The sequence below is a fragment of the Streptomyces guryensis genome, from assembly GCF_021261325.1.
In the GTDB taxonomy this organism is placed as follows: Bacteria; Actinomycetota; Actinomycetes; order Streptomycetales; family Streptomycetaceae; genus Streptomyces; species Streptomyces guryensis.
The window spans coordinates 159,287-183,426 of the sequence record NZ_JAJSBI010000021.1; the positions used below are offsets into that span (position 1 = coordinate 159,287).

23 protein-coding genes are annotated in these 24,140 nt (G+C 68.8%); 7 read left to right on the plus strand and 16 right to left on the minus strand.

Annotation, left to right across the window (positions count from 1 at the left end):
- Positions 1-99: 99 nt before the first annotated feature.
- From LJ657_RS33675 to LJ657_RS33700, 6 genes are all read right to left on the minus strand, one after another.
- Entirely contained in the window at positions 100-1,461 is a 1,362-nt protein-coding gene (locus LJ657_RS33675) for an aminomethyl transferase family protein (RefSeq protein ID WP_232652687.1), read from the minus strand.
- Between the two features lie 84 nt (positions 1,462-1,545).
- Positions 1,546-2,613 (minus strand): Ldh family oxidoreductase, encoded by a 1,068-nt coding sequence (locus LJ657_RS33680; RefSeq protein ID WP_232652688.1) that lies wholly within the window; start codon positions 2,611-2,613, stop codon positions 1,546-1,548.
- 14 nt (positions 2,614-2,627) lie between these two features.
- Positions 2,628-4,337: a thiamine pyrophosphate-dependent enzyme gene (locus tag LJ657_RS33685; RefSeq protein ID WP_232652689.1), complete on the minus strand. Its 1,710-nt coding sequence runs from the start codon at positions 4,335-4,337 to the stop codon at positions 2,628-2,630.
- Between the two features lie 13 nt (positions 4,338-4,350).
- Entirely contained in the window at positions 4,351-5,211 is an 861-nt protein-coding gene (locus tag LJ657_RS33690) for an amidohydrolase family protein (protein WP_232652690.1), read from the minus strand.
- A 140-nt stretch (positions 5,212-5,351) separates the two neighbouring features.
- Positions 5,352-6,569 carry an L-2-hydroxyglutarate dehydrogenase gene (gene lhgD, locus LJ657_RS33695; protein WP_232652691.1) on the minus strand — a complete coding sequence of 406 codons (1,218 nt, stop codon included), beginning with the start codon at positions 6,567-6,569 and terminating at the stop codon, positions 5,352-5,354.
- On the minus strand, positions 6,562-8,028 hold the full coding sequence (locus LJ657_RS33700) for an aldehyde dehydrogenase family protein (protein ID WP_232652692.1): 1,467 nt from the start codon (positions 8,026-8,028) through the stop codon (positions 6,562-6,564). The genes lhgD and LJ657_RS33700 overlap by 8 nt, the downstream gene beginning before the upstream one ends.
- A 199-nt stretch (positions 8,029-8,227) precedes the next feature.
- On the opposite strand from LJ657_RS33700, the gene LJ657_RS33705 reads away from it, so the two are divergent.
- Positions 8,228-8,515: a putative quinol monooxygenase gene (locus LJ657_RS33705; RefSeq protein ID WP_232652693.1), complete on the plus strand. Its 288-nt coding sequence runs from the start codon at positions 8,228-8,230 to the stop codon at positions 8,513-8,515.
- 36 nt (positions 8,516-8,551) lie between these two features.
- Here LJ657_RS33705 and LJ657_RS33710 read toward each other — a convergent pair whose 3' ends face one another.
- From LJ657_RS33710 to LJ657_RS33750, 9 genes are all read right to left on the minus strand, one after another.
- Positions 8,552-9,580, minus strand: coding sequence for a uroporphyrinogen decarboxylase/cobalamine-independent methonine synthase family protein (locus LJ657_RS33710; RefSeq protein WP_232652694.1), 1,029 nt, complete (start codon positions 9,578-9,580; stop codon positions 8,552-8,554).
- A 2-nt stretch (positions 9,581-9,582) separates the two neighbouring features.
- On the minus strand, positions 9,583-10,059 hold the full coding sequence (locus tag LJ657_RS33715) for a GlcG/HbpS family heme-binding protein (protein ID WP_232652695.1): 477 nt from the start codon (positions 10,057-10,059) through the stop codon (positions 9,583-9,585).
- The gene (locus LJ657_RS33720; RefSeq protein WP_232652696.1) at positions 10,056-10,841 is read right to left on the minus strand and encodes an alpha/beta fold hydrolase; all 786 of its coding nucleotides are present in this window, start codon (positions 10,839-10,841) and stop codon (positions 10,056-10,058) included. Before LJ657_RS33720 ends, LJ657_RS33715 begins: the two co-directional genes overlap by 4 nt.
- A 26-nt stretch (positions 10,842-10,867) precedes the next feature.
- Complete coding sequence (locus tag LJ657_RS33725) at positions 10,868-11,239, minus strand: VOC family protein (RefSeq protein ID WP_232652697.1); 372 nt, start codon at positions 11,237-11,239, stop codon at positions 10,868-10,870.
- On the minus strand, positions 11,236-12,006 hold the full coding sequence (locus LJ657_RS33730; RefSeq protein ID WP_232652698.1) for a fumarylacetoacetate hydrolase family protein: 771 nt from the start codon (positions 12,004-12,006) through the stop codon (positions 11,236-11,238). The genes LJ657_RS33725 and LJ657_RS33730 overlap by 4 nt, the downstream gene beginning before the upstream one ends.
- Positions 12,003-13,451 carry an NAD-dependent succinate-semialdehyde dehydrogenase gene (locus LJ657_RS33735; RefSeq protein WP_232652699.1) on the minus strand — a complete coding sequence of 483 codons (1,449 nt, stop codon included), beginning with the start codon at positions 13,449-13,451 and terminating at the stop codon, positions 12,003-12,005. Before LJ657_RS33735 ends, LJ657_RS33730 begins: the two co-directional genes overlap by 4 nt.
- A 29-nt stretch (positions 13,452-13,480) precedes the next feature.
- Positions 13,481-14,401 carry a VOC family protein gene (locus LJ657_RS33740; RefSeq protein ID WP_232652700.1) on the minus strand — a complete coding sequence of 307 codons (921 nt, stop codon included), beginning with the start codon at positions 14,399-14,401 and terminating at the stop codon, positions 13,481-13,483.
- Positions 14,402-14,569: 168 nt separating this feature from the next.
- Positions 14,570-15,481 carry a LysR family transcriptional regulator gene (locus tag LJ657_RS33745; protein ID WP_232652721.1) on the minus strand — a complete coding sequence of 304 codons (912 nt, stop codon included), beginning with the start codon at positions 15,479-15,481 and terminating at the stop codon, positions 14,570-14,572.
- A 314-nt stretch (positions 15,482-15,795) separates the two neighbouring features.
- Positions 15,796-16,359 carry a carboxymuconolactone decarboxylase family protein gene (locus tag LJ657_RS33750; RefSeq protein ID WP_232652701.1) on the minus strand — a complete coding sequence of 188 codons (564 nt, stop codon included), beginning with the start codon at positions 16,357-16,359 and terminating at the stop codon, positions 15,796-15,798.
- 244 nt (positions 16,360-16,603) lie between these two features.
- On the opposite strand from LJ657_RS33750, the gene LJ657_RS33755 reads away from it, so the two are divergent.
- The 3 genes from LJ657_RS33755 to LJ657_RS33765 all read left to right on the plus strand — a co-directional run bounded on the left by LJ657_RS33755 (position 16,604) and on the right by LJ657_RS33765 (position 19,500).
- Positions 16,604-17,008 carry a cupin domain-containing protein gene (locus tag LJ657_RS33755; protein ID WP_232652702.1) on the plus strand — a complete coding sequence of 135 codons (405 nt, stop codon included), beginning with the start codon at positions 16,604-16,606 and terminating at the stop codon, positions 17,006-17,008.
- Between the two features lie 312 nt (positions 17,009-17,320).
- The gene (locus LJ657_RS33760) at positions 17,321-18,076 is read left to right on the plus strand and encodes a dienelactone hydrolase family protein (protein ID WP_232652703.1); all 756 of its coding nucleotides are present in this window, start codon (positions 17,321-17,323) and stop codon (positions 18,074-18,076) included.
- A 209-nt stretch (positions 18,077-18,285) separates the two neighbouring features.
- On the plus strand, positions 18,286-19,500 hold the full coding sequence (locus LJ657_RS33765; protein ID WP_232652704.1) for an FAD-dependent oxidoreductase: 1,215 nt from the start codon (positions 18,286-18,288) through the stop codon (positions 19,498-19,500).
- Between the two features lie 605 nt (positions 19,501-20,105).
- On the opposite strand, the gene LJ657_RS33770 is transcribed toward LJ657_RS33765, so the two are convergent.
- A complete protein-coding gene (locus LJ657_RS33770; RefSeq protein WP_232652705.1) occupies positions 20,106-20,612 on the minus strand; it encodes a DnaB-like helicase C-terminal domain-containing protein in 507 nt (168 codons plus the stop codon).
- A 252-nt stretch (positions 20,613-20,864) separates the two neighbouring features.
- On the opposite strand from LJ657_RS33770, the gene LJ657_RS33775 reads away from it, so the two are divergent.
- The 3 genes from LJ657_RS33775 (at position 20,865) to LJ657_RS33785 (ending at position 23,713) form a co-directional block, all read left to right on the plus strand.
- Entirely contained in the window at positions 20,865-22,397 is a 1,533-nt protein-coding gene (locus tag LJ657_RS33775) for an MFS transporter (RefSeq protein WP_232652706.1), read from the plus strand.
- A 150-nt stretch (positions 22,398-22,547) separates the two neighbouring features.
- Complete coding sequence (locus LJ657_RS33780) at positions 22,548-22,928, plus strand: winged helix-turn-helix transcriptional regulator (protein ID WP_232652707.1); 381 nt, start codon at positions 22,548-22,550, stop codon at positions 22,926-22,928.
- A 206-nt stretch (positions 22,929-23,134) separates the two neighbouring features.
- Positions 23,135-23,713 (plus strand): DUF3060 domain-containing protein, encoded by a 579-nt coding sequence (locus LJ657_RS33785; RefSeq protein WP_232652708.1) that lies wholly within the window; start codon positions 23,135-23,137, stop codon positions 23,711-23,713.
- Positions 23,714-24,140: the final 427 nt, after the last annotated feature.

Consider the following 24,140-nt stretch of genomic DNA (forward strand, 5'->3'; position numbering starts at 1 on the left):
CGCGCCGACGGCGAGCCTTACCGCGCGTCCGACGTCCCGCAGTTGTGCACGCAGCGCGCCGTGTGAGGGGCCACGGCCACGCACGTCCAGGGACCTCGGCTACAGCGCGGAGACGTCCGTTCGCCGCCTGTCGGGCTTGAAGGGCAGTGCGGCCACCGTCGCCCGGATCTCACGCTGCGGGGTTCCCGGCTTCCCCCACACCACCACCACCTCCGTCCCGGGCCCGGCATGGGCCGGGTCGATCACGCAGAGGGAGATGGTCGATCGCAGGTTCACGCTGACCGTCCGGCCCGTGGAGGCGCCTACACGCTGCCCGCCGACGAGCACCTCGTCGAAGACCGGGCCGCGTCCCCTGGGCAGTTCCATGGCGTCGGGGAGGTCACCTTCGCCCAGCGTCGCGGCAAGGACGGCGGTGACGTCGGAGGCGTTCCAGCGCAGACCGACGAGCTTCCGGTACGGCTCCCCCTTGGCGGCGTCGGCGACCAGTGCGTCGCGGCCCAGGAAGTCGCGGTCGGGGACGCCCTTGCGGAAGCCCCAGCCCAGTTCGGCCGGCTTGCGGAAGTAGTCGGTGACGCCGTTCTCCGGTACGAAGCTGCCGCCGGGGAAGGCCACCCTGAACTGCCTGGGCACGGCGGGGGTCACGACGGACGAGGCGATGTAGTCGAGGCCGTTCGTCGCGATGCCCGCCTCGATGTGCTGGACGGGCTGGGACCGGAAGCCGAGCTGCCGGATCCCGAACTGGCCGCCGCTCTCGACCGCGGCCGCCCAGATCTCGTTGGCATGTCCGACCGGGCCGTGCAGCTCATAGCCGAGTTCGCCCGAGATGCCCGTACGGAGGACACGTACGGGGACGCCGTTGATGCTGGACATCCGGCTCCGGCAGAAGGCGATGTCCCGCAGGCTCTCCCCGGTCAGCTTCTCCATCGTGTCCAGGGCCGCCGGACCCTGGATGCCGAAGATGAACTGGGCGGGGCTGACGTCCTCGATCTCCGCGTCCCAGCTCCCCTGGCTCAACCGCCACAGCAGCCAGTCCCCGCTTCCGGCCGTGTAGAGGAACTCCTCCTCGTCCAGGCGGCACAGGACTCCTTCCGACGCCACCCAACCGTTCTCGTCGAGTTGGACGTGATGCTTGATCTGTCCGACCTCGAAGCGGGACAGGTCCCTCATGCCGTGCCAGGCGAGGAAGGCCTGCGCCTGGCTCCCCCGGACGACGAGCTTGTGCAGCGGCGACCAGTCGCCGATGTAGCAGGAAGCGAAGTGCGCGGTGCACTCGTCGATCCAGCCGGTGTACTCGAGAGGCAGCAAGGTCTGGGCGAAGTGACCGTAGGCCTGCAGGTTGTTGCTCACGCCCTGGGCTGCCGCGGCAGGGCTGAAGTACGCCGGCCGTTGTGCGACGAAGGGGGCGTCCTTCAGTCGCAGGACTGCTTCATAGGTGGCGCGCTGGGCTTCGGTGATGTCCACGGGTCGTCCTCCCGCTCATGGGGCTATGGGCTGTGGGGCTATCGGCTGTCCAGACCATCTGAAACGTGCGGCTACGTCGGCCGGTCATGCGTCCGGCGCAGTCTCCGGCGGTGTAACGCCCAGCCTGGCCGCGCTCTCCGTCAGTTCGCGCCAGACCCTCGGCGCCACCGGTACGCCCTGCGCCGCCCGCAGCTCGGCCACGCCGGCGCTGCGCTCGCCGGGGTAGTACACGCCGTTCGCGCCGTCGGCGACCGGGAGCCCCTTGAGGGTGTTCAGAGTGCCGTCGACCGCTGCGCCGAAGGCTTCCGGGTCGCCGAACGCCGCCGGGTCGAGGGCGATGAGCAGGGCGTTCTGACGGTGTTTGCGGCCCTTCGGGTCGCCCGAGTGGAACGCGGAGAAGATCGGCGCGCCGACCAGCACGCTGGTGAGCAGCTCGAAGGCCAGGGACATGCCGGAGCCCTTGGCGCCGCCCAGGGGAAGGGGCATGACCGCCTTCTCCGGGTCGGTGGTGGGCGTGCCGTCCTCCGTCGAGGCGGCGCCCTCGGGCAGCGGGGTGCCGCTCGCCCTGGCCTGGCGGATCTTGCCGAGCGCGATGGTGGCGGTGGCCATGTCGAGCAGCAGGGGGGCCTGGTCCCGGGCGGGTACGGCGACGGCGAGCGGGCTGGTGGCCACGGCGGCGCCCTTGACGCCGGTGTAGCCCATGTTGGGCATGCCGGCGACGAAGCCGAGGCCGACCAGGCCCTGTTCGGCGATCTCCGAGACGTAGTAGCCGATGGCGCCGGTGTGCACAGTTCGCCGTACGCCGACGGAGGCGATGCCGGTCTCGCGGGCCCGCCGCACCGCCTCGTGGGCGGCCGCGGTGAGGGCAACCGGGCCGGGTGCGCGGTCCGCGTCGACGACCGCGGCGGCCGGAGTGGTCGACTCGATCGTGATCTCGGGCCGCGCGTTGGCGACGCCCTTGGCAAGCAGCTCCAGGTAGGCGGGGACGCGGGCGATGCCATGGGAGTCGACGCCGCGCAGGGCCGCCCAGACGAACACGTCGGCGGTGGTGGCGGCGTGCTCGGCGCTGAGGCCTCCCTTCTCCAGGAGGGCGGCGGAGAAGGTACGCAGGTCCTCGGCGGGGACCAGCACCTTGGACGGTGCGTTGGACATGGCTGCCTCCTGGATCAGCGGGTGACGAGGACGTCGACGACGGCGGTGGTGCCCTCGGCCACGGCCTTGAGGGCGCGCTCCAGCGCGGGCCCGAGCGCGTCCGTGGTGTCGACGGTCTCGGTGTGCATGCCGAACGGCTCGGCGAACGCTGCCAGCCGGGGCAGACGGTGCAGGTCGGTGCCCAGCCACTCCCCCGTCTCGGCGGCCGCGCCCTCGGGGTAGAAGCGACGGTGGTTGAGGTTCATGGATTTGTAGACGCGGTTGTTGAACACCACGATCAGCAGCGGCAGTTGGTACGCCTTCGAGGCGTCGTACGACGGGATGACCGGGTTGTACGCGAAGGCCCCGTCGCCGATGGTGAGCACCACGGGGCGCTCCTTTGCGGCGAGTTTGACGCCGAGCGCGACCGCGATGCCCTGCCCGAGCCCGCCCTGCACGTAGAAGTACGAGTCGGGGGCGTCGGTGCGCAGATGGCGCTTGACCACGCGGCTGTGGGTGATGGTCTCGTCGACGACGATGCCATCCTGCCCGTCGAGGAGCCTGCGCAGGGTCGCGGCGACGAGCACCGGGTCGACGCCCTCGGCCTGCGCCGCTCTCGCCTCGGCGGCCGCGATCGCGGTCTGCTCGTCGGTGTGCCGCTCCTCCTGTGCCGAGCGCCGTGCGGTGACGGCGGCCACGTCGAGGTTCTTGGCGCGCTTGGCCAGCTGGCGCAGCGTGTTGGCGACGTTGCCCTCCAGGTACCGGTCGGCGAACAGCACCTGGTAGACGACGTGCGGGCGTTGCGGGACCTCGTCGATGACGACGACCTGTGCCTTCACGGGGCGCCTGCTGGGCGGGTAGAACGGGGCCCGGCAGTTGACCAGGAGGATCAGGTCCGCTTCGTCGATCCAGGGCCCCACGTCGCCGCCCGCGTGCAGCGGGTGGTTGCGCGGGAAGTTGCCGCACACCGCCGAGTCGGGCTCGACGACCGGGATGTTCCAGGCCTCGGCGAAGGCGAGAAGGGCCTCGAAGCCGCCGGCCTCGCGGCCCGCGGTCTCCGTGACGATCACGGGGTTGGCGGCCTCGCGGATCAACTGGGCGACGCAGTCGACCTCTTCGGGCGAGCTGTGCGTGGAGCCCGGCGCGACGACGGGCTTGGCCTCGCGGCCGTCCCACTCCTCGAGGAGGATCTCCAGCGGGATGTTCAGGTACGCCGGTCCCGCCGGGGCCCGCCAGGACAGTTCGGCGGCACGCGTGATCATCGTGGGCAGGGTGTGGACGCTGGCGGCCTCGTTGGACCACTTGGTGAACGGCTGGGCCACACCGTGCGGGCCGCCCACGACGGACAGGTTGCGGTACCACTGTCCGCCCGGGTCCTGCCCGAGGCCGTCGCCGTACGTGGTCGACTCCGAAGAGGCGACCACCATCGGGACGCCGGCGAGCAGCGCGCCGTGGATGGCCATGGAGCCCTGGAGCAGGCCGGGGGCCGCGTGCAGCAGCACCCCCTGCGGGCGGCGCTTGACGAGTCCGTAGCCGGTGGCCATGCCGACGGCCACCGTCTCGTGGGTGAGGTCCAGGTACTGCGGGGCGCTCTCGCCGTCCCGATGCCGGCGGGCCAGCGACTCCCAGACGGGAGCCCACTCGGACCCCGAGGAGCAGAAGATGTAGTCAGCGCCGACGGCGTTGAAGGCGGAGACGAAGGCATCACCGCCGTCGGTACCCCGTGTGTTGTCGGTGTCCGTCATGTCGTGTGGTTCCTCAGCCCTCGATCGGCCAGTTCAGGACCTCGGAGATGCCGCGGCCCATGATCCATTCGAGCTCCTCGGGCGTGAAGTCCCAGTGCTTGGTGAACTGCTCGATCGTGTCGGTGTACGTGATGCCGTGGCCGAGCAGGCGGGTGATGTCGGTGCCGTAGAAGCAGCGCTGCGGGCCCATCTTGTCGACCATCTCGCGCACGTACTTCTGAATGTTGTTGTTGGGGAAGGGCTGGGTGGAGTAGCCGGGGAGCGCCGAGACCTTGACGTAGATGTTCGGGTGGACGGCCAGGTCGGCGGTCTCCTGCACCCAGTAGCCGATGGCGTCGTCCACGCAGCGGGCCATGATGCCCATGTGGTCGATGATGATCTTCAGCTCGGGGTGCTTCTCGGCGATCTGGCCCAACTCCCGCTTCCAGATGGGCGCGTGGACCATCGTCGGGATGCCGAGCTCCTCGGCGATCGGCCAGTACCAGTCGTTGGTGCCGTCGATCATCCAGTTGCGGTCGATCGGCCGGTGGAAGGTCAGCCGGGTGCCCTTCACGTGCGGGTTCTGCGCGAAGTCCGCCAGCATCGCCTTGCCCTCTTCGGGCTTGTTCTGCGGGATGCGGGCCATGATGCCGAACCGGTCCGGGTGCGCCTCGCACGCCTCCAGGGCGTAGTCGATACGGTCGCCCTCCCAGGACGGCGGCAGGATCAGCGCCCGGTTGACGCCGGCCTCGTCCATCAGCTCCAGGGCCTCCTCGTAGGAGAAGGGGTCCTCGCGGTGCCCGTTGAGGCGGATGCGCTCCCGCGCGCCGGGCACCCAGGGGCGGTCCGGGGTCTCTTCCTTCCAGATGTGGATCTGGGTGTCGACGACGAACATGTCCCGAACCTCTTTCTGTTCGCGGGAGTGGGGTAGGCGTTACGAAGGAACGCTAGGCGGGCCTCGCGTCCTTGCGGAGTCCCCAGGAGTGCAAGCTGTTGTTGCGTGAAAGTGCGCTGTGAGCAGGACGTTCTCGGAAGTCACGGGTGCCGGGTCGTGGACGCGTCCTCGAAGACGGCGTGGACTATGTGCTCGGCGATCGCCATGGAGGCCGTGGCCGCCGGCGAGGGGGCGTTGCGTACGGCGGTGACGCGGCCCGTCCGATGGATACGGAAGTCGTCCACGAGGGTGCCGTCGCGGTCCAGGGCCTGGGCGCGTACGCCCGCGCCGCCGCGGACGACGTCCTTGGCGCCGATTCCGGGGACGTACAGCTTGGCGTCCTTCATGAAGGACGTCATGGAGAACGAGCCGCGGTACTCCCGAATCCCGGTACGCCAGTGCTGGGCGGCCATCTTCCAGGTTCCGGGGTAGACGGCGAGGCCGAGGAGGTCCTTCGGCGAGACGCGGGTGCGGGTGTAGCCCTCGCGGGCCAGCGCCAGGACGGCGTTGGGGCCGACCTCCACCGAGCCGTCGACGCGGGGCGTGAAGTGCACGCCGAGGAACGGGTAGCGCGGATCCGGCACCGGGTAGATCAGGCCGCGGACCAGGCCGGTCTTCTCGGGCCTGAGAAGCATGTACTCGCCTCGGAACGGGACGATCCGCGGCTCCGGTCCGCCCTCGGCGAGTTTCGCCACCGCATCCGACTGCAGACCCGCGCACAGGATCAGCCGGTCCACCCGGACGCGTTCCCGTGCCGAGGCCACCTCGATGGCGCCGGGCACTTCGGTGATGCCGGTGACGGGGAAGCCGAGCCTGACCTCGCCGCCGGAGTCGGTCACGTCCTTGGCGAAGGCGCGGGCGATCACCGGGTAGTCGGTGATCGCGGTGCGCGGGGAGTGCAGGGCGGCGACTCCGCCGGCGTTCGGCTCCAGCTCCCGGATCTCCTCCTTGGAGATCTTCCTCAGGTCGGGCACATGGTTGTTCCTGGCCCGCTCGTAGAGGCTGTTCATGCGGCCGAGCTCGTCCTCGCGAACGGCCACGACGAGCTTGCCGATCTCCTTGTACGGCAACTCGCGGTCCTGGCAGTACTCGCGCAACAGGGACACGCCTCGGACCGTCAGGTCGGCCTTCAGGCTGCCGGGGGCGTAGTAGATCCCGGCATGGACGACGCCCGAGTTGTGGCCGGTCTGGTGGAGCGAGACCTCCCGCTCCTTCTCGAAGACCACGACGCGGGTGCCGGGGCGGCTCAGGGCGATCTCGCGGGCGGCGGCCAGTCCCACGATGCCGGCCCCGACGATGCCTATGGTCTCGTCAGGCACGCGTCGGCTCCGGGGCGCCGAAGTGGACGGCCACCGTCTTGACGCGGGTGGAGAACCGCACGACCTCGTCGCCCTGCTCCTTGTAGGCCGTGCCGGAGTCACGGAACCCCCCGAAGGGCAGATGCACGTCCCAGCCGGTCGTGGTCGTGTTCACGGCGACCTGCCCGCACTCGGCCTCGTCCGCGAAGCGATACGCGCAGGCGAGGTCTCGGGTGAAGACGGCTGCGGCCAGTCCGAAGCCGGAATCGTTGACGGCTTCGACGGCGGAGGCAAAGTCGTCGACCTCCCGGACCGCGAGGACGGGCCCGAAGACCTCCTCGCGCCAGACGGCCGTCTCGGGGATGACACCGGCGAGCACGGTCGGCTGCACGTAGCAGCCGTGGGCGCGCTCGCCCTCGGTGTCCGCGCCGCCGCCGGTGAGGACGGTGGCGCCCTGCTCGACCGCGCGGCCGATGTCGGCGAGGACGGAGTCCCGCTGCCTGGGGCTGGACAGCGGGCACAGGGTGGTCGCCGGGTCGGCGCCCGGCCCGACCTTCAGCGTCTCGACCTCGGCGACCAGCAGCCGGGTGAACTCCTCGTACACCGGCCGCTCGACAATCACCCGGCTGGTCGCGGTGCACCGCTGCCCGGCCTGGCCGAACGCGGCGGCGACGACGGCCTTCGCGGCGGCCGGCAGGTCGGCGTCGGCGAGGACGACGGAGGCGTTCTTGCCGCCGAGTTCGCCCTGGAAGCGGACGTTGCGGTCGGCGAGGCGGCGGCGGATGCGGTTTCCGACGGAGTTGGAGCCGGTGAAGGTGATGCCGACAATCCGCGGGTCGTCCAGGAGCGCCTCCTCGATCTCGGCCGTACGGCCCGTGACGACGTTGAGTACACCGGCCGGCAGCCCGGCGTCGTGCAGGGCGCGCGCGAAGTGCAGGCCGGAGAGCGGGGTCTCGGTGGCCGGCTTGAACACGGCCGCGTTGCCCGCGGCCAGGAGCGGGGCGAGCTTGCGGGCCGGAGTGATCAGCGGGTCGTTCCACGGGCTGATCACGAGAATCACGCCGATCGGCTCGCGCTGGGTGTGCGTTCGGTGGTCCGGGCGTACGTCGTGCAGGAGGGTGCCGTAGCCCTGGCGCGCGAGCCCGGCGTAGTACTCCAGGAAGTCGGCGGCCTTCAGGGTCTCGCCCCGGGCCTCGGCCAGGGTCTTGCCGTTCTCGGCGGTGACGTCGGCCGCGATGGCGGCGGCCCGCTCACGGATCAGCCGGGCCGCGTCGGTCATGATCCGGGCCCGCTCGAAGGGGCTGGTGCGCTTCCATACGGCGAAGCCGCGCTCGGCGTGGTCGTAGGCCCGGGTGACGTCCTTGGCGGCGAGGGCGGGGACGCGGGCGACCGGGGTCCGGACGTCGGCCGGGTCGTGGACGTCGATCCACTCCCCGGTCGTGACCCACTCCCCGCCGGAGAGGATTTCCACCGTACGCATGAGAACTCACTTCCTTCGTCCCCCGCGGTGACGCGGGCTGCACTTCAGAACGGCCGTGCGGGCCGATTGCGACAAAACACCTTGCGGGAGCGGCCCACCAGACCCGCGAGGGCAGGCAATGCTTGCGCCGTGCGCAGGTCGGAGGGCAGACGATCCGTGCTGGAATCGGCAGGCCGAACCAGCCGAGAGGAACCGACAGATGGCCTACACAGTCGTCGCCCACTACCGCTGCGCACCCGCCGACGAGACAGTGGTGCGCGCCGCGCTCCAGAAGATGCGCGAGCAGACCCGGACGGAGCCCGCCAACGAGGCGTACGAGGTACACGCCGTGGTCGACGAGCCCGGCGGCTTCCTCCTCTACGAGCGCTACACCGGCCGGGCCGGATTCGAGGCCCACAAGGCGGCCGAGCACTTCCAGGAGCTGATCGTGACGATGGTGTGGCCGCTCCTGACGGATCGGTCGGTGACGTTCGCCGAGTCGGTGTGAGCCGGTCGGGGGCCGGGACTCCCGGCCCCCTCGCGGTCAGAACTCGTTGCCCCAGACGTAGCGGGCGACCGTCTCCACCAGCACGAGCTTCGCGCGCTGCTCCTCCGCGCTCAGCAGCGGCCGGTCCGCCACGTCGGCGAAGCCCCGGGACGGTGACACGGCCGCGTCCTCCAGGTCCTTGAACTCGCCGACCGCGTCGATCCTGGCCATCACCGTGTCGAGTTCCTCCAGCTGCGGCACGGTCGCGTCCACGACGCCCAGGCACACGTCCCAGTCCTGGGGCAGCGCCCTGACGAGGTCGAGTTCGGCCTCGGTCCCCTGGTCCAGCGGCAGGACCCAGCGGTCGGCCGCGATCGTGCCGTACAGCTTCTCGGCGCGGGCCCGGTCCACCGCCGCCGGCGCCACCCAGCCGGGTGCCACACCGATCCGTACGCCCTCGGGGCGCGCGTCAAGCTGTACCGCCAGAGCGTCGACGGCGAGCGCGTCCTCGAAGGACAGCGCGCCCGGGTCGGCCGGGGCGGTGGCCAATTGACCGAGCAGAAGCGGGTTGTTCAGCTGGATCAGGCGTACACCCTGCGAGACCAGCAGCTCTATCTCGGCTTGGATGATCTCCGCGAGGGCCTCGCCGAGCTCTCGGGCGGACGCGAGGCCCAGGCCCGGCTGGAACGTGGTCGCGGCGAGGTACGCCGGGGACGGCAGCGACGCCTTCGGCGCGATCACCGTCAGCTCGGCGAGCCGCGCCGCCCAGTCCGCGAGCAGCGGTCCGTTGGCCTTGGGCAGCGACTCCGCCACCCAGCGGGTGAGACCGTCCGCGCCCACCTCGTCCGTACGGCGGAAGCCGGAGACGGCGTCGAGGACGGCGCCGCGGAAGTCCTCGCGCGGGAAGTCGCCGTCGGTGACGACGGTGGAGCGCAGTCTGCGCTGGTACGCCACGGCCTCCTGGACAGCCCGGAGTTCCGCCTCCAGCAGTGCCTGCGGGTCGCCGGAGGCGCGGGCGGCGGTCAGCTCGGCGGGGCGGACCAGGCTGCCGTGGTGGTCGATGCGGTAGTTGAACGTATCCGCCATGGTCATGCGTCCTTTCCGGGCACGGCCGGCTTGCCCGCGACGCCCCAGGCGGCGAACTCCAGCTCGTAGCCAAGGGATTCGAGGACCTCGTCGGCGATCTGCTGGTCCTCGTCCGCGGTGCCGCCGGCGATGCCGAGGCCGCCGATGACCTCGCCGTCCTTCTTGATGGTGACGCTGCCCTCGGTGGCCATGATCGGCAGGGCGGCGCCGGGGAGCTGGGAGAGCTGGGAGAAGAAGACGGGCTGGGTCTCCTGCCACTTCTTCAGCATCTTGCCGGGCCGTTGCATCACGGCCGCGGTGTACGCCTTCGCGCGCGCGATGTCCGGGGTGAGCGGGCGCGCCCCGTCCGCGCGGCGGACGCTGACGACGAATCCGCCCGCGTCCACGACGGCGACGCTCACCGCCTTTCCGGCGGACTGGGCGTGCTTCAGCGCCGCGTCGACGATCGTGTCGGCGGCGTCGAGGGTGAGGCTGCTCATGCTGCTTCCTTCGGTGCGGTGAGGGTACGGCGCAGGTGGGCGACGGCCGCGTTGTACCGGTCGGGCACTTCCCAGTACATGGAGTGCGGGGCGCCGGTGACGATCTCCAGGTGCGAGCCGGGCAGCAGTTCGTGAGCGCGGGTCACGGTCCTCACGCTGAGCACCGCGTCCTTCTCGCCGGCCAGGAAGGCCACCGTGACGCCCGCGTCGCGGATGTCCTCCAGGGTGGGGCCGCCCGTGTCGAGGTTGCGCAGGTCGGCCATCTTGGCCACGTTGAAGGTGCCCATCTGCTGGAACAGGAAAGTGAGGCCGGCCCGCTCCCGCTGGAACTGTTTGGTGAGCAGACGGTCGATGACGGGCAGCTTGACGGCCTCGGCGCGGTCGGCGGCGGCCAGCTCCTTCAGCTCGGGGTGGCTGATTCCGCCCAGGGAGTGCCCGAGGACGACGGAGCCGACCCGTTCGGGACGCAGCAGTCCGGCCCGCAGCGCGGCGACGGAACCGATGGACTGGCCGACGAGCATCACATCGGTCAGATGCTCCTGGTCGAGGACGGCGACGATGTCCCCGGGGAAGTCCTGGCCGTCGAACTCCGGCATGGACGAGTCGGACTTGCCGAAGCCGCGCAGGTCCACGGTGACGACCGTGAACTCCTCGCGCAGCGCGGCCACTTGCTGCCACCAGGCGGCGTGGTGACCGCCGCTGCCGTGCACGAACAGGATCGCCGGACCGCTGCCGTGGCGCTCGTAGTAGATGGAGGTGCCATCGGAGTCGGCGATGGGCATGGGAGTGAACTCCTCTATCGGCGCGATCAGTTGGGGCGCTTGCCGTGCCAGACCAGTTCGATCATGGTGTGGTCGGGGTCGTGGATGTAGCAGAACTTCGACTGGTTCTCGGGGCGTTGGATCGGACGGGTGTGCCGGATGCCCAGCTCCGCCAGGTGGGCCAGGAAGTCGTCCCAGTCGTCGACCTCGACGGCGAAGTGGTAGGGCGCCATGCGCTCCATCTCCTCGACCGGAGTGAAGTGCAGGTCGAAGTTGCCCCGGGTCATCAGCACCACGCGGCTGTTCGACTTGGGCATGATCCGCTTCATCCCGAAGACCTTGGTGTACCAGGCGGCGGTCCGGTCAGGGTCGGTGGTGGGGAAGTTGACGTGGTGGATGTAGCGGGGCTCACTGCTCATGACTGGTTCCCTTCGAGTTGTACGGGGTTGGACAGCACGCCGATGCCGCTGATCTCGACCTCCACGGTGTCCCCGGGTTCGATCCGGCACGTCGACTCGGCGCCCATCCACAGCACGTCCCCCGGATGCACGGTGATGTGCCTGGTGATCTCGACGAGGTAGTCGAAGGGGTCGAACACCATGTCCCCAGTGGGGAACGCGGCGCGGATCTCACCGTTGAGGCGGAGCGTGGTGGTCTGCGCGAGGGCGTCGACGTCGGTCTCGATCCAGGGCCCCATGGGCTTGAACGTGTCGCTGTTCTTGCTGCGCCAGAACGTACGGTCCTGGTGCTGCCAGGTGCGGGCGCTGACGTCGTTGCCGATGGTCCAGCCGAAGACCGACTTGCGCGCCTCCTCATACGTGGCGTGCCGGATCGTACGGCCGATGACGGCGACGAGTTCGGGCTCGGCCTCGAACCGCCCTTCCACCTCCGCGGGCTTGACGATCGGCGAACGGTGGCCGGTGAGCGCGTTGTTGGCGCGATAGCCGACCTCGGGACGGTCCGGAACCGTGGCACCGGCATGCTCGATGTGCCGCGGATAGTTCAGGCCGACGGCGTAGAACACGGACGGGACGACGGGCGGCAGCCAGACAGCCGTGTCACGCCGGACGGTGCCGAGGACGCACGGATCACCGTCGATCGGCGAGCCGGACAGCAGCTCGACGTCCGTCTCCCGCACCCGGCCCCACACCGCGCGGCCGCCCACCGAGACTCGCGCGTACCTCACGGCACCAGCAGATGGGAGACGCGCTTGGTGACCAGGTAGGCGTCCAGCGCCTCCGGGCCGCCCTCGCGGCCGTAACCACTGTCCTTGACACCGCCGGAGGGCGCCTCGTGGACGGAGCCACCGCAGTGGTTGATCGACAGGATCCCGGCCTCCAGCTCGGTCGCCAGCTTCTCGGCGGTCGCCGCGGAGTCGGTGAACCCGTACGCGGCCAGGCCGTACGGCAGCGCGTTCGCTGTGCGCAGCGCCTCGTCCAGATCGGTGAACGGCACGATGGGCGCGATCGGGCCGAACGGCTCCTCGTGCAGGAGATCCGCGTCCCCGGGTACGTCGGTCAGGACGGTCGGCGCGAAGAAGTACCCGGGGCGGTCCAGGCGTTCGCCGCCCGTGAGCACCTTGGCGCCCCGGGCGACGGCGTCGGCGGTTAGCCGCTCCAGGGACTTCAGCCGGCGTTCGTTGGCCAGCGGCCCCATGGTGGTGCCCTCCGCCATGCCGTCACCGACGACGAGGGCCTCGGCCGCCTTGACGAACTCGGCGGTGAACTCCTCGGCGAGGCTCTCGTGGACGAGGAAGCGGCTCGGCGAGGTGCACACCTGGCCCGCGTTGACGAACTTCGCCTGGGCGGCCCGGCGGGCGGCCGTCACGGGGTCCGCGTCCGCGCAGACGATCACCGGGGCGTGACCGCCCAGCTCCATCAGGGAGGGCTTCATGACCTTCCCCGCCTCGGCCGCGAGGAGCTTGCCGACGGGCACGGAGCCGGTGAAGGCGACCAGCCTGATCACCGGCGAGGCGATCAGATGGGCGGAGACCTCGGCGGGCTCGCCGAACACCAGGTTCAGCACCCCGGCCGGAACGCCGGCGTCGGCGAAGCAGCGCACCAGTTCCATCGCCGTGGCCGGAGTCTCCTCCGAGGCCTTGAGGACGATCGAGCAGCCGGCGGACAGGGCGGAGGAGATCTTCCGCATGGGCCCGCCCGCCGGGAAGTTCCACGGCACGAAGGCGGCGACGGGTCCGACGGGTTCGCGGCGCACGGACAGCACGGTGCCGGGGGCGGAGGGGATGATGCGGCCGTACGCGCGGCGGGCGTCGTCGGCGTGCCAGCGCAGCGTGTCCGCGACCCGGCGTGCCTCGCCGGTCGCCTCGGCCAGGGGCTTGCCCTGCTCCAGGGTCATGATCCGGCCGACCTCGGCAGCGCGCTCGGTGAGCAGGCCCGCGGCTGTGTGCAGGATCTCGGTGCGCCGGGCGATGGGGGTGCCACGCCAGGTCCAAAAGCCCTCGGCCGCGGCGTCCAGGGCTCGGTCGAGGTCGGCGGTGGTGGCGAGCGGTACCTCGCCGATCGTCTCCCCGGTGGCCGGGTTCACGATCGGGGCGGTACGTCCGGTGGCACCCTGGCACCATTCGCCCGCTATGTACATGCGGACGGCCGGGTAACCGTGGTCGGTGGTCATGGCTGGATGCCCTCTCAGGCTTGGGGGATTCAGGAGGCGGACGCGTCCTGCTGGTCGCGGTTGGTGCGCAGCGCCCAGATGTGGTGCGGCGGGGTGGCCTCGTGCACGCGGGTTCCGTACGAGACGTCGACGCGGTCCATGTCGGCGGCGTACTCGACCCGGCCGCCGCACGGAGCGTGCAGGAAGCGGAAGACGTTCGAACCGATGGTGTGCCGGCCCAGCCGACGTGCTTCACGCCAGCCTTTGTCGATCATGTGGTTGGCGCCCTCGATGACGTCGTCGAAGCCCGGCACCTCGTACGCGATGTGGTTGACGCCCGCCTTGTCGGGACGGTGGCAGAGGAGCATGGTGTGCTGGTCGCTGTCGCCCGGCGCCTGCATGAACACGCCCATGGGCTCGACCACGTCGGTGGGCCGGAAGCCGAGGCGCTCGGTGTAGAACGCGACGGCGTCCTCCCTGGCTTCCTTGGGGATGTTCAGCGCCACGTGGCACATGCGCAGGGGGCGTACCCGGGTGACCGCCTCCAAGGGGGCGTTCCAACGGTCGACGTTACCCAGCGCGTTGGCGGGCCGGGGTGTGAAAGGCGCCGATTTCGGCCGGGCCAGGCTCAGTCCGACCCCGAAGCCGGTCTCGTCCACGGTGTGGTGGACACCGTCGGCACTCTCGCGGACCTCGCGGTCGCGTCCCGCCGCGGCTACCAGCCGCTCCAGCTCCGCATCGGTGTCGACGCCCCACACCACCTCGCGCAGGGTGGGGCCGTCCTCCACCGGGGGCGGCAGCAGTGGGCCGGGACAGGTGTCCAGGTGAAGGGTCTGCCCGGTGAGCGTCTCGAACACCGCGTGCTCGTCGGTTCTCTCCACTAGGAACAGCCCGAAGTCCTCGAAGAAGCGGACACATGTGCCGAGGTCGTCCACACCGTAAGTGACCGATTCGATTCTCTGGATTCCCATGGATTCCTCGCTTCGTCGCAGATCGCATCTGCGGGTTCATTCGGTCACCGGCGCCCGATGATCGTAAAGTCGCGGCTCGGACGACTTCAACAGGTTCACCACGCAGGCATCGCAATCGCTTCTTGCAGAACCTGTCGGCCGGAAGGAGCCGTCACCGGGCCCGTCCGCTCACCTGCCGAGCGCAGGAATGGGATTTCCGGAGAACCACTGGGTGAGGAAGTCGAGGAAGACGGTGACTTTCCGGGGACTTTCCTGACCGGGTCCGAAGATCGCGTACAGCGGGCGGTCGGGCACGGGAAGCCCCGGGAGCAGGACCTCCAGCGCTCCGGACATGAGGTCGTCGTAGACCGGCCGCTGCGGCAGCAGGGCGATGCCACGGCCGCGCACAGCCGCTTTCTGCAGGGCTAGGTAGGAATTCGACGAGAACGCCACATTGCGAATCTTGTGCAAGGTGGAGGCGTGCCCGTGCCCGATGCGCCACACGGGGTCGTTGACGTGAACGAGGCAGTCATGGTGGGCAAGGCCGTTGGGTTCGGTGAGCGGTCCCTCGCGGTTCACGTATTCCTGTGACGCGCACAGTACGAAGGGCAATGAGGCGATCTTCTTGAGCCGGACGCTGGAGTCCCGTAGATCCCGGGTGTGGAAGGCTATGTCGAATCCACTGTCCAGGAAGTCGTAGGTCCGGTCGGACATCCCGCCGAGTTCGAAACGAATCTGGATTTTGGGATGAGACACGGAAAAGGCGGCGATGGCGTCCCCCATGTCCAGACTTCCGATCCATTTGGGACAGATGATGCTCAGCGTCCCTTCGGCGCGGTCATGGAGTTGGGCGATCCCGGCGTCCTCGGCGTCGATCTCGTCCAGGATGCGTGCGGCGAATTCCGCGTACCGGTGGCCCGGTTCGGTCAGGCTGACCGATCGGGCCGTGCGATTGACCAGGCGGACACCTACATGTCTCTCCAGTTCGGCGACATGCCGGGACACCAGCGAGCCCGAGGAGCCCAGCTTCTTGGCGGCTCCGCTGAAGCTGCCGACCTGCGCGACGGTGACGAAGCTGTGCATGAGAAGCAAGCGATCCATTTTCCCTCCCGGGTGCTCCATCCCCACTCATGCGATGCCGGAGTGGAGTGTGCGCGGCGCGGTGAGTACGCGGCTCGACGCGGCCGCGGTCCGGTCGGCAGGTCGCCCGGCATCGCGTTCTCACCGACGGTCGGTCTCGTCGCCGGTCCACGGCGCTTGGGCGCGCGGGCGGTACCGAACCCGCCCCTGCGCGCGGCCACCCCCGACGAAGATCATCGTGACGTCTCGTAGCCGGACCACCGGGGGCGCAGCCGGTGTCCCGCCGGTCACAGCGGCGCGCACGTGCGTACCCAAGTCCGGGCCGGCGCCGAGTGTCACGGTTGCGGCCGGCTCCCGTCGGGAACCACGCGCTCGAAGCCGCGGACATCGGGGAAGGGAGGCTCGCGGTCGGGCTGGAGATCCACCTGGAAGGTGTTCAGGCACATGCCGAGCATGGTGAAGTTGCCTAGCGCCCCGATGGTGTCGACCAGCCCCTTGCGGCCGAAGTGCTCCAGGGCACTGGCGAAGGTGGCGTCCGAGACGAAGTGCTCGTCGAGGACTTCGCGGCAGAACCGGTAGAAGGCCTGGTCGGCCTCATTGTCGAAGGCCGCTTCGCGCCGCTCGGCGATGGCTTTGACGGCCGCCTCCGGAATACCGGCCTCGATCGCCTGGTGCGCGTGGGCGTTCCAGGAGTATTGCGCGTCCCAATTCCGGGCGGCCATCAGGAGCGCGAGTTCACGCAGATGCCCGGGCAGACTGCAGTCGAACCGGGCGAAAGCCCCGAGGGACTCGGCACGTTCGCACATCTCCGGGCTGTGCAGCCAGACCCGGAACGGGCCGCGGACGGCACCGCGCCGGCCTGCGATCCGGGCGGCCAACTCCTGCTGACGCTCGGTCATTTCCTCATTGCTGAGAACGGGGAGCCTCATGAGCCGGATACCTGCCTTTTCTTCCCGGCGCGTTGCCGGCACTTACGGGCACGGAACGCGACGCCGTGCGGTCTCAAGTGACGCTACAACCGGCTCCGGCGTTCCCCACCCCTCCAGGAGTGCAAGGTAAAGCTGCACGCCAGAAGGCATCCATTCGCCGAGACGCGACCTACTGTCGATCGACGCACGACCGTGGACTGGAGAGGAACCAGGGATGACCACCATCATCAAGACCGCGTCCGTACCCCGGTTGGACCGCGGCGGCGCGGTCCTGACGACACCGCTCATCACCACGTCCTCGGCGGGCGGGGAGAACCTCATCACCAGCGGGATGAGCGTCTATCCCGTCGGTTCCGGAGCGCCCCTGCACTCGCACAACTGCGACGAGCACGTCACGATCCTGGAGGGCGAGGCGGAGGTGGTCGTCGACGGCGAAGTGACCAGGCTGGAGCGGTTCGACACCACATACGTCCCCTCCCCCCTCCCCCACCTGTTCCGGAACATCGGCGACTGTCCGCTGCGCATCCTGTGGGTGTACTCGTCGGGACACGTGACGCGGACGTTCACCGAGACCGGCAAGACGGTGGAACACCTGTCGGCCGAGGACCAGATGGGCTGAAAGCGTCCGGTGACGGCCACGGCCTGCTCGGCGGTCACGGCGTGAACTCGGGCGAACTCAATTCAGGCGGTATTTCGGAGAGCAGATTTCCCGCCGCCTGTCAATTCACGCTTTGCCCGACCAGGTTACCCGGGCCAAGTCAAGGCTGAAAAGAAGGGGAAGCGTCACTTGCTTCACAAGTCTTTCCGGGGCTCCATGGGGGGCTAGACTAGATGGCCGGGCCGCCCGTTGGACGGCTCTGGCACCAATGTCGAGGTATTTCCCGTGGAAGATATCTACCAATTCCCGTTCGGAAGAAAGGAAGAGGTGCGTATGAGTGGTGTGCATGGAGCAACCGTGGACATTGCGACGCGCGACGGCGCAGCCGATGCCTACCTGGTGCACCCTGAAGGGGCAGGGCCGTTTCCCGCCGTTCTGCTCTACATGGACGCCTTCGGGCTGCGCCCGCATCTGAAGAAGATGGCCGACCGTCTGGCCTCGGCCGGGTACACGGTCCTGGTGCCCAACGTCTTCTACCGCCACGGGCGGGCGCCGGTGATCGACCTGCCGGACTTCGTGGGCCCGGCCGAGCGCCCAGAGCTCTTCCAGCGGATCGGGCCGCTCATCCAGTCCCTGACGCCGGAGTCGACGATGGCGGACGCCGACGCCTACCTGCGCCGGCTGGCCGAGTGCCCGATGGCCAGAAGCGGACCGGTCGGCGTCACCGGCTACTGCATGGGCGCCGGTCTGGCACTGCGCACGGCCGGCACCTATCCGGACCGAGTGGCCGCCGCGGCCGGCTTCCACGGCGCCAACCTCGCCTCCACCGCGCCCGACAGTCCGCACCTGCTCGCCGACCGCATCAAGGGTGAGCTGTACTTCGGCCACGCGGACCAGGACCACGCACTGCCCCCCGAGCAGGTCGAGCGTCTGGACGAGGCGCTCACCGCGGCGGGCGTACTTCACCGCTGCGTGGTGTACACCGGCGCACACCACGGCTTCACCCAGGCGGACACCGCCGCCTACGACGCCGACGCCGCGGAACGCCACTGGGCGGCACTGCTGGACCTTTTCTCGCGTACACTCTGACGCGCTGAAGAAGTGCCCCTGGCCGGAAACTCGGTCCGGCACCCACCGGTGAAATTCCGGTGAACAATTTCATAGCACACAAAATTGCATCCCGGTCGGTAGTCCGGGGCGCAGCCAGACAATGTTACGTCTGGTTGTGTCAATCGTCCTCTCTTTCGGAGAGGCCCAGTGTGCTCCCTCGTACGAAACCAATTGCACTGGGAGTACTTTTGTCTGGGACTCGTATTGTCATCGCCGGCGGCGGTCTTGCCGGGCTGACGCTGGCCCACTACCTGAACCGGCACGGCCTGGACGTGGCCGTCTACGAGCGTGACACCTCCATCGGCGCCCGTGAGGCGGGCTACCGGATTCACATCAACTCCACCGGTACCTCCGCCCTGCACGCCGCCCTGGAGCCGCAGCTGTGGGAGCTGTTCCTCGCGACCTCCGGCATGCCGAACGACGACATGCTGCTGTTCGACGAGCAGCTCAACCTCCGCCCCGGTCGCGACAGGTCCGCCACCGAAGGCACGGGGGTGCCCACCGACATCCCGGAGCACCTGGTGGTGTGCCGCTCGACGCTGCGCCGGATCCTCTATCTCGGCCTGGAGAAGGCCGTGCACTTCGGTGCGAAGGTCACCGGATACCGCTCCAACCCCGACGGCACCGTCACCGTGCTCCTGGACAACGGCGAGAGTGTCGAGGCCGACGTACTGATCGCCGCGGACGGCGTCAACTCCAGCGTGCGGGCCCAGAGGCTGCCGCAGGTGAAGGTCGTCGACCTGGCCGCTCGGCACATCGCCGCGAAGGTCCCGATCACCGAGGAGACCAAGGCCAAGCTGCCGCAGCAGCTGTTCAACACCTTCTCGCTGGCCTACGCCGCCGACTGGACCGGGCTCACCCTCGGCCCACTCGAGCGCAGCAACCCCGGCTCCCCGCTGGTCAAGGAACAGGACCCGGACTTCCAGAACGAAGCCACCAAGAACTATGCGCTGAGCATTTTCAACTCCGTAGAGAGCCTCATGATGCCCGACGCCGAGCTGTTCACCGCCACCCCGGAGCAGCTGAAGGCGTACGCGCTGGAACGTGTGGCCTCCTGGCACCCGGCCCTGGTAGAGACGGTACGACTGTGGGACACCGCCACGGTGCAGGCGCTGACCTTGCGCAGCTGTGTGCCCGTCAGTGCCTGGGAGCCCTCGAACGTCACCGTGGTGGGCGACGCGATCCATACCATGAGCCCGGCCCTGGGCATCGGCGCCAACACCGCGCTGCGCGACGCACACGTTCTCGGAGGCGAACTGCTCGCCGCCGCGCAGGGTGAGAAGGACGTCGTGGACGGCATCGGCGCCTACGAAGAGGCCATGCGGGACTACGGGTACAAGGCTCTTCGGATGTCCGCGGCGGTGGGCGAGAAGGTGATCGGCCACCTGCCGCTGCCCGAGTAGGCAGCTCCCCCGCGGCCACGCTCAGCACGCGGGCACGCGCGAGGCCGGCGATCATCGGTGCCGGAGCCCTCAGCGAATGCTGGGTCTCGGCACCGATGAGGTCCAGGCCGGGAAGAGGCCAAAATCTCAGCAGGGTTGTCGGTGGCAGAGGGGCTGCTACCTGCCGAGAGGTGCCGCCTGCGTCGGCAGTTCGCGAATGCCGGCATGGCGGCCGTCGAGTTGTCGGCGCAAGTGCCGGTTCTCGGTCCCGGCTTGGTGCAGGGTTCCGCCGAGGACTTCGTCGTCTTCCCGGGGCGGCGAAGTTCCTCGACATCCGTTGCGCGGAGTTCTTTGGGTTTCCGGAATTGCAGACGAAGTCATCTCTCGTCGTGTGGGTGTTTCTCCGCGGGGGCGGACATTTTCGCAGAACGCGTGTTTCAGGTCCGTGTGGCGAGTGAAAGCGGTACGAAGGCACTTCGGCTTCCTCTACCGGGGCGACGATGGTCAGTGCTTTGTACGAGTGCTGTGAGCGTCCGGCGAGGATGCGGTTCATGGCATCCCGGTTCCGGGCCGCGGTTGAGGGGGAGGCGGCGAAGACGGCACCCTGAGTTCCTTGGCGAGCAGCTTCAGCGGCGGCGGTCGTGGAGGTTGGAGTAGGTGCAGCTAACGTCCGGTATCCGTCGAGCCGGCCTGGTCCAGTCCGCCTCGGCCATCATGCCGGAGAGTATGTGGCGCAGGATGACGCGGCATTCGGCAGACAAGATGGACATGCCGAACTCCTGGCGGTCGGCTTCGAGGATGCAGGCGGGGCTGGGCAAGGTGTGCTGGATGCCGGCTGAGCAGACGAAGTCGAGGGCCGGAATGGGCCTGCCCCTGGCGGGGCAGGCCGCGAGGACGATCAGCTGACCTGGGTGGAGTCCCGAGCGTGCTGGCCGGCTTGCGGGACGGCCAGCAAGTTCACCGCAGACTCGGTCCGGCTCCCGCCTGATCGCAGAGGGCTTCAGCGCGGGCGGTCGCCGGTATTCGTATACGAGAATTTGGGAAAACAATTCTGCGTTTGACAGCGTCACCCATTCGCGCTCGAACAATTTCGATATCTTGCCGCTCGACCACAGATCCGTCGCCCACGTCAAGCGCAAGAACAATCACATCAGGGAGCGTGCCCATCACCGAGGGCCGAGGTGTTACGGTCCATTCGACCTCGAGACGGGAATACGCCTCCCATCTACCTCTATCGGCAATCGGGTAGCAGAGCTCGACCCCGCGCCCGCGTGTGATGCCCAGCCCACTGTCTGCAATCTCCCGGAACTCAAATCGATGTTCCACATCCCTTTCTCGTTCTCATGAATTACCACGCCTCCCGACCATCCTTGAGGAGTTCTCCGTTGTCTGCCGACAGTACGATCACCACTCCCGCTCAGGCGGGTGCCGATGCGACTGGGGCCGCCCCGGGCAACCGGCACCTCGGCATCGCGCTCTTCGTGATCGCCGCGGCCCAGCTGATGATGGTCCTCGACAACACCATCACCAACATCGCCTTGCCCTCCATCCAGACCGACCTCGGCGTCTCCGACGCGAATCTGGCCTGGATCGTCAACTCCTACGCCCTCGCCTTCGGCGGCCTGCTCCTGCTCGGAGGCAAGGCCGGCGACCTGTTCGGACGACTGCGGATGTTTCAGGTCGGCATCCTCATATTCACCCTCGCCTCCCTGATGGGCGGACTCGCCCCGAACGAAGGGCTGTTGCTCGGCGCCCGGGTGATGCAGGGTGTCGGCGCCGCGATCGCCGCTCCCAGCGCGCTGGCTCTCATCACCACCACTTTCCCGGTGGGCAGGTCACGCAACACGGCCATGGGCGTGTACGCGGCCATGGGCGGCGTCGGCGCCACGGTCGGAATGCTGCTGGGCGGCACGTTGACCGAAACTCTCAGCTGGCGATGGGTGTTCTTCATCAACATCCCCATCGGCCTGGCCGTCCTCGCCGGAACGAAGTCTCTGGTCGAGGCCGAACGCCACCCCGGCCGCCTGGACATCCCCGGCGCGATCACGGGCACGGGTGGGCTGATCACCCTCGTCTACGCCATCACCCGAGGCGGCGAACACGGTTGGACGAACGGCCTGACACTGATCTCCTTCGCGGCGTCCGCCGTGCTGCTGAGCGCGTTCCTGGTCCTGCAGTACCGCGTATCGGACCCGATGATGCCGCTGCGCATGTTCAAGGACCGTAACCGCAGCGGTAGTTACGCCACGATGTTGCTGATCGGCTCGAGCATGTTCGCCACGTTCTACTTCCTGACGCTGTACATGCAGCTGGTCCTTGGCTACAGCGCGATCCAAACCGGCTTCGCCTATCTGCCCTTCAGCATCGGCATGTCCGCTGCCGCGGGCGTCAGCTCCAAGCTGGTCACCCACTTCGCACCGCGGCTGATCGCCGCACTGGGCCTGACGATCGGGGCGGCAGGCATGTTCTGGTTCTCCACCCTGGGGACCGACTCCTCGTACGCGGGTCATCTGGTGCCCGCGATGTTCGTCACGGCCACAGGACTGGGGGCGGCCTTCGTCCCGCTGACGGTGACTTCGGTCAGCGGCGTGGACCACCTGGACACAGGCGTCGCGTCAGCGCTTCTGAACACGGCCCAGCAGATCGGCGGCGCGCTCGGTCTCGCCGTTCTGTCGACGATCTCCACGTCTGCAGCCGACGACAAGCTGCCCGAGGCGGCCTCCAGCCTCTACCGGGGACTCGCCGCCAAGGACTTCGGTCTGGTCTCGAAGGCCAGTGAGGCACTGACGCACGGCTACACCGTGGCCTTCGTCGGCGCGGGCGCCATATTTCTGGTCGGCGCAGTGGTCACAACCCTGGCCGTGAACGCCGGCAAGCAGCAGCAGACGGAAGGCGCCGCGCCCGCCCACATGGGCTGACCTCGCAGAGAGCGAACTCACCCCTGCGCGGGGAAGACATTCCCAGCTGTGCGGCCAGGTTGGTCCAACGAACATCAAACGGCCAGAACGATGTGCGGCGCCTGGCATCGCGCTGTGATGCCAGGCGCCCACAGAGAAGGAACAGCCATCATGAACACCCCGCGCTGCGCTCAGCGGGAGCACCGGTCCGACGCCCAGCGGCTGCCCGCATCCCTTCTGGCCGCTGACCGAGCCTTCGCCCTGCTGGGCAGACGCTGGAACGGCCTGATCATCGCGGCCTTGGCCAAAGGCCCGGCCGACTTCGCCCAGGTTCGCGATCGAATCCCTGGCATCGGCGACCGCATGCTCGCCGAACGCCTGCGGGAACTAACCACGGTTGACCTCGTGACCCGAACTGTCCCGCGCGACCCGTCCTCGCGAACCCTCTACGCACTCTCACCGCACGGCAACGCCTTCCTCATTCCCCTCGCTGCCGTGATCGTGTGGGCGGAGGACCACCTCCCCGCGGCCGACGCACCAGCGTCGGACTGACCGCCGTACCAGATCGTCGAGTTCCGTTCCCGCGCAGGTGCAGGCCGCAGCGGTTCCGGGAGCGACGACAGTGCTACATCCACAGCCGCCCGGTGCCGACGCTCGATCGCGTTGCACGTGCCATTGACCTGGCTCTCGCTCTGTCCACGAACGCGTACAGGAAAACCGGTCGGCCGCAAAATCACCACCGAAAGGGAAATCCCGCCATGCGCAAGGCGACACTGCTTTCCCGCACTCTCCTCGCTTTGACCCTCTCGACGATGGTCGGCTGTGCCGACAACGCGTCGGAGCCGGCTCCTGCCGCGAGCGCCGGGTCGGCGACACGTAGCCCCGGCGCGGCGCGTACCGATAGCGGCACCGGTTCGCACGCCGCCGGTTCGACGAGCGATCCGGACTCAACCTCAGCCGCTGCCACCGGCGGTGCCACGTCACTCACCATCAGCAGCAGTTACAGCAGGCGGGCCACCGACTGCACAGGGCACGACGTCGTCATCGAAGGCCAGGCGAACACCATCGGGCTCACCGGAACGTGTGGAACGGTCATCATCGGCGGCCGGTTCAACACCGTCACCGTGGAGGCGGCCGACAACCTCAGGATCACTGGCAACTCCAGCACGGTGATCGCGCAGACCGTGGGCGCCATCCGGTTGGACGGCGCCGTCTTCGACACGGTGCGCTGGGTCAACGGGACCGACGGCAAGGAGCCCACCGTCTCCGGTAACGGCAGGGCCTGCACCGTGGCCAAGATCAGCGGACAGGAGTACGAGAACCGCATCAGGCCCTGACATGGTCAGGGCACACGGCCGACGGGCCGCGGCGCATACTCGACGAAGTCCGCCGCGGCCATCAGCGCTCTGGCCGAACCGGTCGGCCGAGGCATCGGTTCGGCATCTGAATGTGATCGGGAAGGTTCCGGATGGCTGACAAGGATTAGGGTCTGAACGGAAAATCTCCCTGCACCAGGGCGGGCTGCGCCCTTCGTTGGCCTGGGGTTGGACGGGGTTGCTGGTCAGGCTGCTGGCGTGAGGGTGACGTCGTGGCCGAGGGCCTTGAGCTGGCGAACCAGGTCGCGGGTCCGGCGGGTGGGGTTGAGGGGCCTCGCGTTTTCCGGACAGGCTTTTGACCGTTTGTTTCACGCGGCGATTCGCAACTTCTCGTACTCGGCGTGGACTTCGCACGGAGGGCGGTAACCCACGGCAGAGTGGAGGCGTT